Annotated in this window: 18 protein-coding genes and 1 other annotated feature; of the genes, 1 reads left to right on the plus strand and 17 read right to left on the minus strand. The window is 45.2% G+C overall.

Features of this window, described 5'->3' with window-relative positions; all coding sequences use genetic code 11:
* Positions 1-66 precede the first annotated feature (66 nt).
* The gene (locus EKN16_RS12445) at positions 67-1,038 is read right to left on the minus strand and encodes an RluA family pseudouridine synthase (RefSeq protein WP_125657299.1); all 972 of its coding nucleotides are present in this window, start codon (positions 1,036-1,038) and stop codon (positions 67-69) included.
* A complete protein-coding gene (gene lspA / locus EKN16_RS12450; RefSeq protein WP_125657301.1) occupies positions 992-1,522 on the minus strand; it encodes a signal peptidase II in 531 nt (176 codons plus the stop codon). Before lspA ends, EKN16_RS12445 begins: the two co-directional genes overlap by 47 nt.
* Positions 1,523-1,756: 234 nt before the next feature.
* On the opposite strand from lspA, the gene EKN16_RS12455 reads away from it, so the two are divergent.
* Positions 1,757-2,473, plus strand: a complete 717-nt coding sequence (locus EKN16_RS12455; protein WP_125657304.1) for a TraR/DksA C4-type zinc finger protein — start codon at positions 1,757-1,759, stop codon at positions 2,471-2,473.
* A gap of 60 nt (positions 2,474-2,533) precedes the next feature.
* Here the strand turns inward: EKN16_RS12455 and EKN16_RS12460 are convergent, their stop codons facing one another.
* The 15 genes from EKN16_RS12460 to EKN16_RS12535 all read right to left on the minus strand — a co-directional run bounded on the left by EKN16_RS12460 (position 2,534) and on the right by EKN16_RS12535 (position 16,004).
* On the minus strand, positions 2,534-2,818 hold the full coding sequence (locus EKN16_RS12460; protein ID WP_375782064.1) for a DUF5665 domain-containing protein: 285 nt from the start codon (positions 2,816-2,818) through the stop codon (positions 2,534-2,536).
* Positions 2,819-3,000: 182 nt separating this feature from the next.
* Positions 3,001-6,093 (minus strand): isoleucine--tRNA ligase, encoded by a 3,093-nt coding sequence (ileS, locus tag EKN16_RS12465; RefSeq protein ID WP_125657307.1) that lies wholly within the window; start codon positions 6,091-6,093, stop codon positions 3,001-3,003.
* Between the two features lie 54 nt (positions 6,094-6,147).
* Positions 6,148-6,485, minus strand: a binding site (T-box leader).
* A 63-nt stretch (positions 6,486-6,548) separates the two neighbouring features.
* On the minus strand, positions 6,549-7,046 hold the full coding sequence (locus EKN16_RS12475; RefSeq protein WP_125657313.1) for a DivIVA domain-containing protein: 498 nt from the start codon (positions 7,044-7,046) through the stop codon (positions 6,549-6,551).
* A gap of 160 nt (positions 7,047-7,206) precedes the next feature.
* Positions 7,207-7,989, minus strand: coding sequence for a YlmH family RNA-binding protein (locus EKN16_RS12480; protein ID WP_125657317.1), 783 nt, complete (start codon positions 7,987-7,989; stop codon positions 7,207-7,209).
* The gene (locus EKN16_RS12485; RefSeq protein ID WP_125657320.1) at positions 7,989-8,258 is read right to left on the minus strand and encodes a YggT family protein; all 270 of its coding nucleotides are present in this window, start codon (positions 8,256-8,258) and stop codon (positions 7,989-7,991) included. The genes EKN16_RS12480 and EKN16_RS12485 overlap by 1 nt, the downstream gene beginning before the upstream one ends.
* 7 nt (positions 8,259-8,265) lie before the next feature.
* Positions 8,266-8,718 carry a cell division protein SepF gene (locus EKN16_RS12490; protein ID WP_125657323.1) on the minus strand — a complete coding sequence of 151 codons (453 nt, stop codon included), beginning with the start codon at positions 8,716-8,718 and terminating at the stop codon, positions 8,266-8,268.
* 74 nt (positions 8,719-8,792) lie between these two features.
* Complete coding sequence (locus tag EKN16_RS12495; protein ID WP_125657327.1) at positions 8,793-9,503, minus strand: YggS family pyridoxal phosphate-dependent enzyme; 711 nt, start codon at positions 9,501-9,503, stop codon at positions 8,793-8,795.
* On the minus strand, positions 9,500-10,375 hold the full coding sequence (gene pgeF, locus EKN16_RS12500) for a peptidoglycan editing factor PgeF (protein ID WP_125657330.1): 876 nt from the start codon (positions 10,373-10,375) through the stop codon (positions 9,500-9,502). Before pgeF ends, EKN16_RS12495 begins: the two co-directional genes overlap by 4 nt.
* Positions 10,376-10,464: 89 nt before the next feature.
* Positions 10,465-10,743, minus strand: a complete 279-nt coding sequence (locus EKN16_RS12505) for a YlmC/YmxH family sporulation protein (RefSeq protein ID WP_125666185.1) — start codon at positions 10,741-10,743, stop codon at positions 10,465-10,467.
* 149 nt (positions 10,744-10,892) lie between these two features.
* Positions 10,893-11,675 carry an RNA polymerase sporulation sigma factor SigG gene (sigG, locus tag EKN16_RS12510; RefSeq protein WP_125657333.1) on the minus strand — a complete coding sequence of 261 codons (783 nt, stop codon included), beginning with the start codon at positions 11,673-11,675 and terminating at the stop codon, positions 10,893-10,895.
* A gap of 114 nt (positions 11,676-11,789) precedes the next feature.
* Complete coding sequence (locus EKN16_RS12515; protein ID WP_125657336.1) at positions 11,790-13,019, minus strand: hypothetical protein; 1,230 nt, start codon at positions 13,017-13,019, stop codon at positions 11,790-11,792.
* 12 nt (positions 13,020-13,031) lie between these two features.
* Positions 13,032-13,871 carry a hypothetical protein gene (locus EKN16_RS12520; protein ID WP_125657339.1) on the minus strand — a complete coding sequence of 280 codons (840 nt, stop codon included), beginning with the start codon at positions 13,869-13,871 and terminating at the stop codon, positions 13,032-13,034.
* Positions 13,868-14,557 carry an ABC transporter ATP-binding protein gene (locus tag EKN16_RS12525; protein ID WP_125657342.1) on the minus strand — a complete coding sequence of 230 codons (690 nt, stop codon included), beginning with the start codon at positions 14,555-14,557 and terminating at the stop codon, positions 13,868-13,870. The genes EKN16_RS12520 and EKN16_RS12525 overlap by 4 nt, the downstream gene beginning before the upstream one ends.
* A 15-nt stretch (positions 14,558-14,572) precedes the next feature.
* Complete coding sequence (locus EKN16_RS12530) at positions 14,573-14,971, minus strand: GntR family transcriptional regulator (protein ID WP_125657345.1); 399 nt, start codon at positions 14,969-14,971, stop codon at positions 14,573-14,575.
* Positions 14,972-15,173: 202 nt separating this feature from the next.
* On the minus strand, positions 15,174-16,004 hold the full coding sequence (locus EKN16_RS12535) for a MetQ/NlpA family ABC transporter substrate-binding protein (RefSeq protein ID WP_125657348.1): 831 nt from the start codon (positions 16,002-16,004) through the stop codon (positions 15,174-15,176).
* Between the last annotated feature and the right edge of the window lie 42 nt (positions 16,005-16,046).

The raw sequence follows: 16,046 nt of genomic DNA on the forward strand, positions 1-16,046 counted from the left end.
AATCATAGCGTATTGGAACGGCTGAGCAGTATAAAGGATATGGCTAAAAGTTTGCACTATTCAGCACTAACGAACTCGCAATATGGTTAGCTCATGCTCGAGATCAGCAGGAATTGGCGCTTCGAATTCCAAATATTCACCTGTACGAGGATGATTGAATCCGAGAATAGCTGCGTGAAGAGCTTGCCCCTTAAGTGCAATGGTTCTGCTCTTGGTACGTCCATACACAGGGTCACCAGCAAGCGGATGTCCGATGTACTTCATATGAACACGGATCTGATGTGTTCGTCCGGTTTCGAGCTGCAGCTCAACAAGCGTATAATCACCAAACCGCTCAAGCACGGCAAAATGGGTAACCGCTCTTTTGCTGCCGCGCTCGATAACGGTAAACATTTTACGATCATTCGGATCACGACCGATTGGAGCATCTATCGTGCCATGCTCATGAGGTAAATTCCCATGAACAAGCGCAATATATTTGCGTGTAACCGTATGTGCCTTGAGCTGACCGGCAAGCGAGCCATGAGCAAGATCATTCTTGGCTGCCATGAGAAGACCTGATGTGTCTTTATCAATTCGGTGAACGATTCCTGGTCTCATCACACCATTAATCCCGGATAAGTCCTGGCAATGATACATGAGTGCATTCACGATTGTACCAGAAGGATGACCTGGTGCAGGATGCACAACCATGCCCCGTGGTTTATTCATCACAATGACATCGCTGTCCTCATAAGCAATATCAAGCTCAATGGCCTCGGGTACAATTACAGCTGCTTCAGGTTCTGGTATAACAACCGTCAGCTGATCAGCGGCGTTAAGCTTGTAGTTCGGTTTGACCTGCTGCCCGTTGACTAGGACTGCCCCGGTTCTAATCCAATCTTGCACCTGCGTTCTTGAGATGGAGTCATTCTCCATGCTTTCCGTTACATATTTATCAAGCCGTTCACCTGCCTCGGTCTCACCGACGACAAATTCTAAAGGCTCTTCATTAAATAGACTGCTGTCCGTCATGCTCGCTTTGTTTGTTTCGTTCATTTGAATCTCCGTTCTCATTTTTCATTGACAAAATCGCATCGAGTAAAATCAAACCGACGCCGCATACGATGCCCGAATCTGCTAAATTGAATATAGGAAATACATAACTGCCAAACGTGAATTGTAAAAAGTCTACGACCTGTCCATACAATGCCCGATCCAAGAAATTACCAAATGCTCCACCAAGAACTAGTCCAAGACCAGTAAGTAGCAAGGCTTTACCGGAGTTGCGATTTTTCACCATGTACCACACAATTCCCGCCACGACTAGCAATGTTATGGTAATAAATAACAGGGTCTGCTCCTGCAAAATACCGAAGGCGGCTCCTTTATTATGATGCAAAGTAATAATAAAGAAATGATTGCCAAGCACATGGATTTGCTCATCGATAGCCACATAATTGACTATCACTTTTTTAGTTACATAATCAATAACAAATACAAATAAAGCAATCCAATAATAATAATATTTCACTTTTAACATGCCCCCTCGTCCCAAACATTGTAGCATATTCATCCAATGCACACTAGCGAATCCTACAGGAATGGATGGCACTACCATTGTGCCCATCGATGCCCTTTCGTAAAATCAGGGCCATAAGCATAAGCTAACTTCAGTAAGAAGAATAGGCTGCCGATACATGTTAGCCACAGCGTATCCAGTACGTAACGTTCAATAACTGTCACCTTGCATCATAAGAAAAGAGGTCTCATTATTATGACGAATCTAACAGCCAAACAACTACGCTCACTGCGCAGCAAGCTTGAAGCCGAACGGACGACCACAGAGCAGCGCCTTACGAACAGTGAGCACTATGGCCTAGCTAATTCACTGAAAGAGGAAACAGGTGAGCTTTCTCTTATTGATAATCATCCTGGAGATGTTGCTACAGAAATGTACGAGCGCGAGAAGGATATCGCCTTACATGAGCAGGAGGAATTTCGTCTAGCCCGGATCGAAGATGCATTAACCGCCATGGATAACGGCGTTTATGGACTTTGCCGCACATGCGGCGAGCCCATCCCTTACCAGCGGCTAAAAGCCCTACCTGATTCTGTATTCTGCGTAGAGCATGCACCAAGACAAGAGGTTTCCGACCGCAGACCAGTTGAGGAAACTTTCCTCGCCCCCCCTTTCGGTCGATCAAGCCTCGATGAGCAAGAAGGCTATAATGGCTTCGACGGTGAAGATGCATGGCAAATTGTGGAGAGCTGGGGGAATTCCGATTCACCTGCCATGTCTGAGAATAGACAAGTCGAATCTTATGAACATATTGGGATAGAAGCCGATGAGGCCGATGGATATGTCGAGCCTCTCGAGAGCTTCCTCGCCACAGATATTACAGGCAAGCATGTCATGGTCATTCGCAATCGTGAGTATTATGAATACATGGACGATCAAGAAGGCGATCATGATCTGGAGCCGCTACAGTAGAAGCAATCGGCAATCGACAATCGGCCCATTCCGAAAGTATAAATGCCAGTTAATTATGCTCTAGTACGTCTTGCCTTCAAGCTGATGCTGAACGATACGGACAATATCTGCTATGTAATCACCGACGATCGGAAGATTAAGTGCTCCTAACAGCTGCAGGATATAAAGAATAGTTGCCGCAAAAAAGGTAAATCCCAGCGCGATTCCTACGCCGCGCGCTAAGCCTGCAAGTACATTTCGCCAGATAAGTGAAAAAGGATGGTTGAGCAGACGGACATATTCCGCTACCTCAGATCGTTCTAACAGCACGGTAACCTTGTCGAGCTTATTTTCAAGTGCATCGATTGATGAATGCACGATATCCGAACCTTTTTTATCCTTGGTTATGTTGATCACTCCTTTCCTGGAATGAAGCAGCCTAATTCACAAATAACAACGCCTAAGCATACTACCGAAGCGGCATTGCCGCTCGCCGTGTAGAATTCGCTTAGGCGTTCGTTATCTGCTGCTATTTAATTACTATACCCTTATCCAATAATTCGGATTCCAATTTCTTTCTCTCCAAGCTGGACCCTCTCCATACCTTCTTGCACACCATATTCGACTTTGCTTAACAGTACGTTCTCGAACAAGACCACTTCAAATGCTTGAAGAGCTTTAAGAAGTTCTGCATCGACATCCAGTAAGAGATGAATCCGCTTCTCGATCGGCAGATCCAGCTTCTTACGTGTATCTTGAACCGCACGAATGACTTCACGGACATAACCTTCCTGCTCTAGCTCAGGCGTAATGTCGGTGTTGATGGCAACCGTGAGACCATAACCTGAAGCGGAAGCAAAGCCTGACTTCGCCTGTTTCTCAACGAGAAGCTCCTCAACCGATATTGTAAGAGACTCCCCTTCAGCTGTTACGAATTGCAGCTGTCCGTTCTGGACAACTTCCTTCGTCTGTTCAGGCGCAAGTGACTTCAAGTAATTCTGGATAGGCCCAACTTCTTTGCCGTACTTCTTGCCAGCTACCTTCAAATTGAGCTTGAAGGTAAAATCAACGAATCCACTGTCTCCGCTTGCGATCGTGATAGCTTTGACATTGATTTCATCTTGAATGATTGCCTCGTAGTCGGACAAATCAAACTCACGGTCAAGAGCTACAATTAACTCCGAGAGTGGTTGACGAGTCTTGATACCCGTTTCGTTGCGCACGTTGCGTGCAAGCTCAACAATTTGTCTTGCTGTTTCCATATCACGCTCAAGTGTCTCATCAATCACAGCTTCATCAACCACTGGGTAGTCGGCTAAGTGAACACTAGTAGAACCGCCTAAGTTGTTGTAGACATCATCCGCTAGCAAAGGTGCGAATGGTGCGATAAGACGGGAAAGCGTGAGGAGTACTTGTCGTAACGTCCCATATGCATCCAGCTTATCATCCGTTAACCCGCTGCCCCAGAAACGGTCACGAGAGCGGCGGATATACCAGTTACTCAGCTCATCGACAAAGGTCTCGATCCATTTTGCCGCATTCAGGAAGTCATTTCCTTCAAGCGCTTTGTTCACTTGGCGGATCAGGCTGTTCTGACGTGAAATAATCCAGCGATCCATCTTGTTAGCCGATACTCGCTCAGGCTGAGCGGCAGGATCATAACCATCGATCGATGCATATAACGCGAAGAAAGCATGGGTATTCACAATCGTATCAATCACTTTGGATTTGGCTTCACCCACAATACTGCGGGAGAATCGTTTACTGTTCCAAGGCGCGCTATCTGCAAGCAATGCCCAACGGAATGCATCGGTACCATATTCGTTGATGATCTCCCAAGGGTCAATAACATTCCCTTTGGATTTAGACATTTTCTGCCCATTCTCATCTAAAATATGTCCCGTGGAAATGACTGCTTTATAAGGAGCTTTTCCATTATACAGGGTGGAAACAGCAAGTAAGCTGAAGAACCAGCCGCGTGTCTGATCGATTCCTTCACAGATCATATTTGCTGGATATTGCTCAGCAAATTTCTCTTGATTCTCAAACGGCTGATGGTATTGCGCGAATGGCATTGAACCGCTATCGAACCATACATCAATAACTTCTGATGTCCGTGTCATTACGCCACCTTCACAATGCGAACAATGAAGCTTCACTTCATCCACATAGGGCTTATGCAGCTCAATGTCTGGTGAGATCGGCTCAATCGAACGAGCAACTAGGTCAGCCCTGCTTCCTGGTGAATGTTGTCCACCACAGCTGTCACATACCCAGACGTTAAGCGGTGTTCCCCAATAGCGGTTACGGCTGATATTCCAGTCCACCAAATCCTCTAGGAACTTGCCGAAGCGCCCTTCACGGATATGTCCAGGGTACCAGTCGACTTTACTGTTGTTGGCGATAAGCTGATCCTTAATGGCCGTTGTCTCGATAAACCAGCTTTCTGTCGCATAATAGATAAGCGGTGATTTACAGCGCCAGCAGAAAGGATAACTATGCTCGTAACGCTCCTTGGAGAAAAGCAGCGTACGCTCGCTCAGCATTTTCACGATATCGATATCGCAATCCTTCACGAAACGACCAGCTAGATCGGTAATTTCATCCAGATACCGTCCTGCATTATCTATTACATTCAAGAAGCTAACGTTATTCTGACGAGCGACTTTATAGTCATCCTCTCCATGAGCTGGCGCGATATGAACGATACCCGTACCACTTGTATCACTAACAAAGTCACCCGGAATGATGAAATGACCATTCTCGATCGCTACATAACCAAACGGCGGCTCGTATTTAAGTCCAACAAGCTCGGAGCCTTTTACCGTCGACAGAATCTCATAATCACTTTTCATTACTTTTTCTACAAGGCCAGCTGCTACGATGTAGATTTCACTATCTTTACTTACGCGAGCATAATCAAGCTGTGGATTGACTGCCAATGCCACGTTAGCTGGAAGCGTCCAAGGTGTTGTTGTCCAAGCCAGAACGAATTCATTCTTATCAACAAGCTTGAACTTCACAGTTGCACTTAGGTCCTTAACATCCTCATAGCCTTGTGCGACTTCATGCGAGCTGAGTGTCGTTTGGCAGCATGGACAGTAAGGGCTGACACGATGACCGCGGTAGAGCAAACCTTTGCCATGGATGGTGGATAAGATATGCCAGACGCTCTCGATGTAGTTATTGTTTAATGTGATATAAGGATCATCCATATTCGTCCAATAGGCGATTGCCTCGGTTAGCTCTCTCCATTGACGCTCATATTCGAAGACACTATCCTTACATTTGGTGATAAATTTCTCGATGCCATAATTCTCAATATCCTGTTTGCCAGAGATACCAAGCTGCTTCTCAACACCAAGCTCTACCGGAAGACCGTGTGTATCCCAGCCTGCTTTGCGGATTACACGAAAGCCGGACATCGTTTTGTAACGGCCGATAAAATCCTTAATAACACGGCCGAGCACATGTCCGATATGTGGAGCGCCATTTGCAGTTGGCGGTCCTTCATAGAAGACAAAATTCGGTTTCCCCTCGCGGTTGTCAATCGACTGCTTAAATGTATCTTCCGTTCTCCACTTCTCCAATACCCGCATTTCGCGGTTCCTTGCGCGTTCCTTCACATCAATGCGCTGCATAATCAGTCAACTCCCTTAATGGATAATAGAAAAACAAAAAAAGCCCCGCCCCCAAAAAGGGACGAGACTAGCTCGCGTTACCACCCTTGTTCCAAGAACGTTGTGCAGTAGATGAAGCTCTCAAGGGAAAGCTTATCTAGGGCGCACCGTTGCATGGCACCTTAGTCACGAATGTTATCATTCGCGTTCCTGTTAACGGTGGACTTCCGGCGGCACTTAGTACACTCGGATTAGAGCACGACACAGCTTGCATAGCGCTCGATCAACCAAATGGTTCAGCTCCGCTTCTCAGAGAGGATATTCCGCGAACGTTCATACACCGATTCTCAGCAAATCATCGGCTCTCTGGGGTATGAATCAATTGGCGTACTCGTTCTCGTCAACGAATTCGTTTTGATTATTATGATTACATTTATACGCGCTTCGTAATCAATTGTCAATCCATCACAGAAGACTTAGGATTCACGAGCTAGCTCGTTCGATATCCGGCCTCCGCCTTCAAGCGAATCCCAGCCTTCATGACTAAGCAGTTCCAGCTGTGCTTCAACGAGATTACGGAAACGAGCTCGGTAAATCGAGGCTTGTTTCTTAAGCTCTTCAACTTCGAGTGCAACTTTACGGGATTTGGAGAGCGATTCATTTATGATGCGATCCGCATTCTTCTCCGCTTCTTTAAGAATGAGCTGTGCTTCCTTCTTCGCATTGCTCTTCAAATCATCGGCCGCTTCCTGAGCGACTATGATGGTTTTGCTAAGCGTTTCTTCAATGCTCGAGAAATGGTTCAGCTTTTCTTGAAGCGAGAGCGCCTGATTCTGCATCTCTTTATTCTCACGAATGAGCGCTTCGTAATCTTTAATAACTTGATCTAGAAATTCGTTAACTTCATCCTCATCATAACCGCGAAGACGTCTACCAAATTCCTTATTATGTATGTCCAATGGCGTAAGCGGCACTGGCGCACCTCCTAAAAGTTTTCCGAATGAAAACTCACTTCGCTTCGGAAGCACGGTTATTCGTTATCGAAGAAGCTTTGCACATGCAAACCGACATCGTAAGCAAGGAACCGAGTTTACCATATCATTCGACAAGCACGGCTATAATCCTGCATAACCATTAGATAAATTTACCGACTTTAAGACGAATTCTGCCTTTTTTTGAAACACCTTCCACTGTAAGCACTTTGAAGCGTCCAAGACCCTGCATGGACACAACGTCGCCTTCTTTGAGTGACGCAGAAGGATCTTCTTCCACTTTCCAGTTCACACGGCAGCGTCCTGCTCGAATAGGATCAACAATCTTGGCCCGACTTACCCGGTATACATCACTCGCAATCCCATCCAGACGTAAAGAGGCAACAGACAAGCCGAGCTCATCTATTGCTGATATTACAGGCTGCAGCTCTTGGAGTGGAATGATATCCGTCAGAACACTGGCACGATGGACCTGGCGAAGTTGAATATTAATATAGTCTGCAATCTCTTCTGCCGCAAGACAATGAGCAAAGTCCTCATGGATATGCAGGTCACCTACTCGATCTCTCTTGATACCAAGCCCCAGCAGGGCGCCTAAATAGTCACCATGATCTAGCTCAAGATGCCCTTGCGTTCCGCTTGTTACTTTAATAAGAGCTATACCCTCCGGCTCATCATCAAGCATACGATAATCGGGAGCTACGATAGCGCGCTTACGTTCTGCTCCCTCGTAGCCACCAAACAGCTTTACTTGAACCTCTGGCCGCCGATTCGCTAGACTGATCAAAATATCTGCTTGCCTCGGATCAAGGAAATCCGTGCGTTTGAGCTCATGTGCAAAAGCCGCACGTTCGATCCATTCGGTTGCGCGATCAACGAACGGCTTTTCATCCGGATGAAAATGTACGTAAAGTTCAGGTTTCATCAGATGAACAAATGCACGATGAAATCAATGCCTCTTGCTACGTAACGAAGTGCAATCAAGGCAACGATTGGAGATATATCCAGCATACCGCCAATAGGTGGTATGATTCGTCGGAACGGTGACAAATAAGGTTCAACGATTTTGCCAAGAAGTTCTCCTACAAAGCTCTCGCGCACGCTTGGTAGCCAAGACAATAGTACATAGCCCAGAATTAGATAAGTGTAGATCGTAGTTAACGTGCTAATGATGGTCGATACAGAATCAGTCAATTCAAGGTCACCTCATTTTTTTGTAATCATGCTCCTCAGTCAGCATTTCCGATATTGCCCCTTGAATTTCAACCGTGTCTGGTGTGCACAGAAAAATATTTGCTCCAAGCTTTGAAATGCTCCCATTTAGAGCATAAACGGTTCCGCTTAAAAAGTCGACAATACGAACCGCTTGATCTGTCCGAACCCGCTGTAGGTTCACAACAACTGAACGGCGTGACCTTAAATGGTCCGCAATCTCCTGTGCTTCATCATACGAACGCGGCTCATTCAATATAACCCGGACATTTTTTTGAGAATGAATACTGACGACGTTGTTTCCCTTCGTATTTTGTTTACGTGCTTCGAAAGGAGAAGTTTCAATCTCTTGCTCGTCATGATGTTCCAATCTTTCACGTTCTACAATTTCCTCTTCTTCCTGCAGCCCAAGAAAGTTCATGAATTTGTTCATCACACTCATTGTCTATACCTCCTAAAAGTTATTTTAAGCATTAACTCAATTCGGAAGATGTGCCCTGTCATCTCTGGTTGGTTCTAGCTTTTCCCAACGAGTACAGTACCCAATCTAAGCCAGGTAGCACCCTCTTCAACCGCGACTTCAAAGTCACCTGACATGCCCATCGACAATTCGGTTACCGGTTTGCGAAGCAAGGCGTGGGTATTCAATTCATCGCGCAGTTGTCGTAATCCTCGGAAGACAGGACGAGATTGCTCTGCCTCACCCTCTAATGGTGCCATTGTCATGAGACCGATCGGATCGATATGAGTCATGTTCGCAAGCTCTCGTGCAAACCCATGCAGCTCTTCAGGAGCCAGCCCATGCTTACTATCCTCACCAGAGACATTCAACTGAATAAAACACGGTACAACGATGCCAAGCTGCTCGGCTCGCCGTTCAATGGCTTGTGCTAACGATAGCCTGTCCAAAGAATGAATGTATGTAAACTTTCCAATGACGTCTTTGACTTTGTTGGTTTGAAGGGAACCGATAAAATGCCATATTGCCTCTGCGTCGCTTCCATTCTCACTATGCTTCCCAGATATAGCATTCCACTTCGCCTCAGCATCTTGCCAACGATTCTCGCCCAAATGAACGAGTCCAGCTTGCAAAACATGCTCCGTTTGTTCTATACCCACATATTTGGTCACTGCAATCAGTTTGATCTCCTGACGATCTCTGCCGCTCAGGCGACAGGTCTCAGCTAACCGCTGCTCAACCGTATCTATCCGCTCCATTAAAGTCACTCGTTTAGTTCTCCTTTTTTCATCCCGATCCAGCTGGACATTCGTCCAGTTGCTCCGCCTTCTAGTCGATGTGAGAAGAAGACATCTGTCGAACAACCTGTACACCACTGTGTTATTTCGATATGCATCGGCAAAATTCCTGCTTTTATCATAATCTGTCGGTTCAATTCTTTCAAGTTTATCCTCGCTTTTCCTGCTTGGGTTGGATTAATGATTGTTGAAAGGGTAGTTCGCTGTTCAAATTGTGACAACTCCAGCTCTTGGATAAGCGGCTTCACTAGTTTAAGCACCGTTTCGTCCACCTCATAACAGCATACCCCAATAGAAGGTCCGATTGCCGCCTGGATATCTCCCGCTAGGCAGCCATAGCTGCTTTGCATGGTTTCTACGGTTAGACGTGCGATCTCGAGAACCGTGCCTTTCCAGCCCGCATGAGCCAGTCCAATAACATCTTTCTTTGGATCAAAGAAATATAAGGGCACGCAGTCTGCATAGAACGACGTCAAAAGAACATCCTTCTCATTGGTCACAAGTGCATCGGAATCACCTATGGCTGTTAGACGGCTCAGGCGGCCTTTGCCCCGGTCATTAGCCGTCACTACATGGACATGACAGCCATGTACCTGCTCCCCGCATGTCCATGCCTCGAAGGGCCAATCTAACGCGTGAGCGAGCAAATCCCTGTTATGAACAACCGCTTCGGAATCGTCTCCGACATGCAGGCCCATATTAAGCGAGGACCACGGCGCTTCACTTGTTCCACCCAATCGACTCGTGAATCCAGCGCTCAGACCTTCGTTATGCTCCATCCATTCTGACAATAAAAAAAGCGAAGGCATCTTCGCTGAATCGTTACGTTTAAATGGTTCCATCCACTACTCACCTCATTCCTAGTCTACCATAGCAGATACTAACCTCGCGAGTGGTGTTATCTAGACACACGCAAGGTTAGCATTCACGCTTAACGGGCCTGCACATCGTCCTCTTCATTTCTGTAAACTTTGGCGGCTTCATCAATGCGGACCAATACAACATCCGTTCCAATCTTTACAATATTGCGCCATGGAATGATCACATCAGTCCCGCCCCCGAACAATCCAAAAAACTTCGTATTGTTCGGAACAACGATCGAATCAATTCTTCCTTGCCGCAAATCCAGCTCCAAATCACTGACTTGGCCCAGCTTGCGGCCATCTACAATGTTAATAACATCCTTCGTTTGAAAGTCGGATATTTTCACTTTACGCTCACCACGTTTCCGCAAAGGATTTCGTCCATTCGCTTGTATTACTACTATATGTTCGACATGGGCAAAATGTCCTGCTCGCTTAGGGAAAATGTGAGGCAAGTGACCAATTCAAATAAAAAAAACGGCGCGAGGTGCGCCGTTTACGTTTTTACATGCTTTTGCATTTGTTGGATAGCGGATTTCTCCAGCCGTGAAACCTGTGCTTGTGAGATGCCGATTTCATCAGCGACCTCCATTTGAGTCTTTCCTTCAAAGAAGCGCATCGACAAAATCATTTTTTCACGGGCATTTAATTTATGCATCGCTTCTCTTAGGGCGATTTCTTCGATCCACGATACATCCTTGTTCTTATCATCACTAATCTGGTCCATCACATAAATCGGGTCGCCCCCATCGTGATAAATCGGTTCGAACAATGATACCGGGTCCTGAATGGCATCGAGTGCAAAAACGACATCCTCTTTGGGAACATTTAAGGCTTCGGAAATTTCGAAAATAGTGGGCTCCCTTGAGTTCTTATTCGTTAAAGCATCTCGTACTTGCAGCGCTTTGTACGCGATATCCCGTAAACTGCGCGAGACACGAATCGGGTTGTTATCCCGCAGGTAGCGGCGAATTTCACCGATGATCATCGGCACCGCATAGGTGGAGAATTTCACATTTTGACTAAGATCGAAATTGTCGATTGCCTTCATGAGGCCGATGCATCCGACTTGGAACAGATCATCTACGAATTCGCCACGATTGTTGAAACGTTGAATGACACTGAGCACTAGCCTTAGGTTGCCGTTGACCAATTTCTCTCTTGCTGCCCATTCGTTTTGTGTTTGCAATGCCGTAAAAAGCTCACGCATTTCAGCATTGGTCAGGACAGGCAGTTTCGCGGTATCCACTCCACAAATCTCAACTTTGTTTCGGGTCAACGATGATTACCTCCCAAGGAGAAACATTAATGTACAGTATCTCCCCGGTACCCCAATTTATTCCCCTCGGACAAACAAACAGGCCTCGAATTTTTCGAAGGCCTGTTTGTTTACTCACCTATTCAATACTTGCAAGTTATATACATTTAATTTACTTAAATGTTCCTTTTCCGCACCTGTTGTGCCTTTTAATGCGACTGAACCCTTATAAACAACCTTTCCTGAACCTAAATCCACAATAATCATTCGTTTTGCATTTTGCTTTTTGACTAGCACATACAGATTCCGGGTATCTACATTCATGGAACTGATTGAATCAGCTTGCAGATCTTTAAGAGAAAGAACAATTTCAGGCTCCGACCTACGTCCCTCCAGATTATACTTCTGAATATGGATTCCTTCGCTGGAGGAAGCTGTCTGGATCAGTCGTTCTCCTGTATTAAAATAATCCACATTATTTTTATTGGATGGCTCGGTTAACGGGAAAGGAATGACCTCTTCCTTGCCAGTTCTCAAGTCATACGACACAAAACTGTTGTCTACCGTTGTACTTTCATACGAGTTCTCCGAGGTGACTTTTATTTTATTGGTACGAAGTTGAAAGACCATCCGTTCATTTGGTTTTATCAGATTTGTATCGTTAACGAGGGCGAATTGTAATTCCTGGCTCCCACCCAACTTATTATCGGTTCCTGCTATGCGGTCATCCACAAGCTTCTCCTCAGCCAGATCAATGGAACAGATATGAAGCTCTAAACTTAATCTATTGTTAGAGTCATTCTTATTTCGTTTGTTGTTTTGTGTAATGATCTTCAGCTGATTGTCTACTAGCTGAACATCTTGAACGTTTACCCATAGATAATCGCTAGACTTTGGAACATCTAGTTCGAATGATTTGGTTTGATTATTCTCTTTATCCAGTATCCAGACCTTAAGGCCAAAGGAATAATTCTGGAGAATTTCATGGTATGTAGATCGAATATCAGAGTAGACCAATACCTGTTTATCCTCATAAAATCCGGCTATATTCTCCTTCCCTCTCATGAAATTACGATGATCACTTACTAACTTATCGATTTGCTCCCTTCCAATTATATGGGGTGATAATTTTGTGAGATACGGCCGTTCACTGTCATATGTACTACCATTCTCGTCAATTACGACTTGGCCAGTGGAATAATTGTAGGACCCTAGAAGAATCACATGAGATGCTTCCTTCTCATCCCCTTCAAGCTTCATCAATTGAAAGTTCGGCAAAGGATTTGTCAACGTCTGAATGTAGAAAGTACCCATACTAATGATGATTAAGGCAACAAGCACAATGGATATCCAATATCGCTTCATTTTTTCATCCTCCTAAACCGTTACCTTGTTCTTTACTAAATAGAGACCGAGCCAAGCGGACAGTAAGCCGATGACTAGTGCGAGAATCAATTCCATACTAGCAAGCTCTACGGGGTATAAGTACGATTTCATTTGATTGGCTAAGGTAAAGAGCGGAATCAGCATGATCAGACCAATGACTAGCAAATAAAGAAGACCTGCAAGGAATCCCTTTAGACGATAGCTCCGCTCAAGAAGAATGACAGTAAAGATGATAATGACAAACGTTAAGCCCAAACCATAGATAAGCATGAAGTCGATAAAGTTATTAGGGGTCAATATAAGAAACGGCGGATAATAATGAATTAGTTCAAGTATGGTCATAGGCTCTGAGAGACCACTTGGAATCATCCAGTCATATATCAGCTTCTCGATAGGTAAGATCACTAATTGAAAAGCTACGAGGCCAAAAACGAGAAGCATAATAGCAGTAAGCTTAGCCAAATAGATATTCCGCCTAGCTGTCGGTATCATTAGAAGCCGATAGATAAATGAATTCTTGCCCATCCATTCCCGATACCAAATGAAAACCGTATAAAGGAGCAGTGCCGCAGCACTAAGAGCTATCGGAGCAATGAACCAAAAACTAGTATCCATTAGCAGGTTATAAAAACTATGCGAGCCGTACTTGATAATATATTGTGCATCTGTAAGCAGCTCCGTTTCCATGTCCCGATTTCTTGCATTCATATAAGCACGTGCTTGAAAAAATACACCTGCGCCTTGCGTTAGAACTGTAATCACGAACAAAGCCGCGTACAGCTTCCAGAAACGACTAATTTCCATGTGAACAAGCTTTACAAATCGGTTCATGCCTGGTACACCTCTCTCATGACATCCATGACGGATTTTCCTTCTTCTAGGCGGACTTCCTCACAGTTGAACTCTCTGGAAACTACACCTTGGTTAATAAGTACAACCTTATCAATCAGATGCTCAATATCGTTAATCTCATGTGTCGTAATAATAACACCACGCTCTTCAATCAAATGACTCGTAAATACAGACGCGATCTGTTCCCTGCTGAATATATCAATTCCGGAGAAGGGCTCATCCATCAGTACGTAATCTGCATCGACAGACAAGCCAAGCAGCAGGTTAAGCTTTGCCGCGTTACCTTTGGACAACTCCCCTACTCGGTCCTTCACATCCAGCTTGAAAAAGGCTGCCATTTCATCCGCTCGCTTCTGGTTCCAGCAGCTATAGAAATCCTTCATAAACAGCATACAGTTCGCAATCGTCATACTAGGCGGCATCGTAATAGCATCCGGGATAAATGTAACTTTTTCATAAGTAAGATTACTCAGCCTCTGTCCGTCTATGAGAATCTCACCACTTGTAATCGGGGTCAGTCCCATGATTGCTTTTAGAATGGTCGATTTCCCGACACCATTAATACCGATTAGACAAGTAATCTGCCCTTTCTCAGCGGTAAAGGAAATGCCATCCAGCACTCTCTTACGGCCGAATTTCTTCGTAATTTGTTTGGCTTCGATCATGACTCTGCCACCCCCCTAATCCTTCGAACATTCCGTCACATATTTGTTCTTCACAATGGTTAACAGCTCGTCCACCGGTACATTGATCTTGCGAATCGATGCCACGAATGCATCCACCGCATCGCTAATTAACTCTTCTCGGATCAAGCTCAGCACCTGAGCATCACTTGTAATCCGGCTTGGGGAATTTCCTTCCGTAATAATCAATCCCTGTTCCTCCATTTCTTTATAGGCCTTCTGAGCAGTGTTAGGGTTAATCTTGAATAACCCAGCCACCTCTCTTCGAGAAGGGATCACCTGTCCAGCCTCCAGCTTGCCCGTTGCGATTTCCTCTTTAAAATAGCGGACAACCTGGAGATAGACAGGATCGCGGTTGTTAAAGCTCAAGCTAAGCGGTCCGTCTCCAATGTTCATGCTTCATCCAACTCCGTTCCAAGTGTGTGTACTACTTGGTTCATACACTATATCTGTACTATATGCATAGTACACTTCTTTGTCAACTGTCAGCTTGAAGCCCAAACACTCTTCATCCAACAAATTCATCCCGTTGAACACGAAAAAGGCGCTTATCACCCATGTAGGAGATAAGCGCCTCTTCATCTATTCATGAAAATTGTTATTTAAAAGCGGGAACGATCGCGCCTTTATATTTGTCCTCAATGAACTTCTTCACTTCTGGCGATTGCAGTGTTTTGATCAACGTTTGAATCGCTTCGGAATCCTTGTTATCCGGACGGGCAACGAGGATATTAACATAAGGGGAATCAGGACCTTCTATGAACAGGGCATCCTTCGTCGGCACTAGACCGGCTTCAAGTGCGTAGTTCGTGTTGATCAGGGCAAGATCGACCTCGTCAAGTACTCGTGGCAGTGTCGCTGCTTCTACTTCTGTAATATCAAGTTTTTTCGGATTTTCCGTTATATCAGCCACCGTGCCCGCAACACCAACGCCGTCCTTCAGCTTGATCAGGTTATTTGCAGCCATCAGCGCTAATGCTCGGCCACCATTGGACGGGTCATTGGGAATAACGACCTTGGCGCCTTCCTTCAGCTCATTGATTGACTTCACTTTCTTGGAATAGGCGCCAAAGGGCTCGATGTGAACGCCTCCCACATTAACGAGGTTGTAGCCTTTATCCTTATTGAATTGTTCAAGGTACGGAATATGTTGAAAAAAGTTAGCATCGAGCTCTTTCTCATAGAGCTGTGTATTCGGCTGAACAAAATCGTTGAATGGAACGATTTCCAGATTAATGCCTTTTTCTTTCAGAATCGGTTTGATTTCTTCCAAAATTTCTGCATGAGGTACCGGGGTCGCTCCGACTTTCAACGTAACTTCTTTCGTCCCCTCATTCCCTGTTGTATTGCTCTTCTCCTTGCTGCTACCGCAAGCGGTTAGGACCACAGCAAGGACAATCGTTAGTAAAATCAAACTCCATTTTTTCATTGCAATTCCTCCGTTTGTAGGTTTACTATGTGATTGCCTGCT

The sequence above is a fragment of the Paenibacillus baekrokdamisoli genome (assembly GCF_003945345.1).
GTDB classification, from domain to species: domain Bacteria; phylum Bacillota; class Bacilli; order Paenibacillales; family Paenibacillaceae; genus Paenibacillus_Z; species Paenibacillus_Z baekrokdamisoli.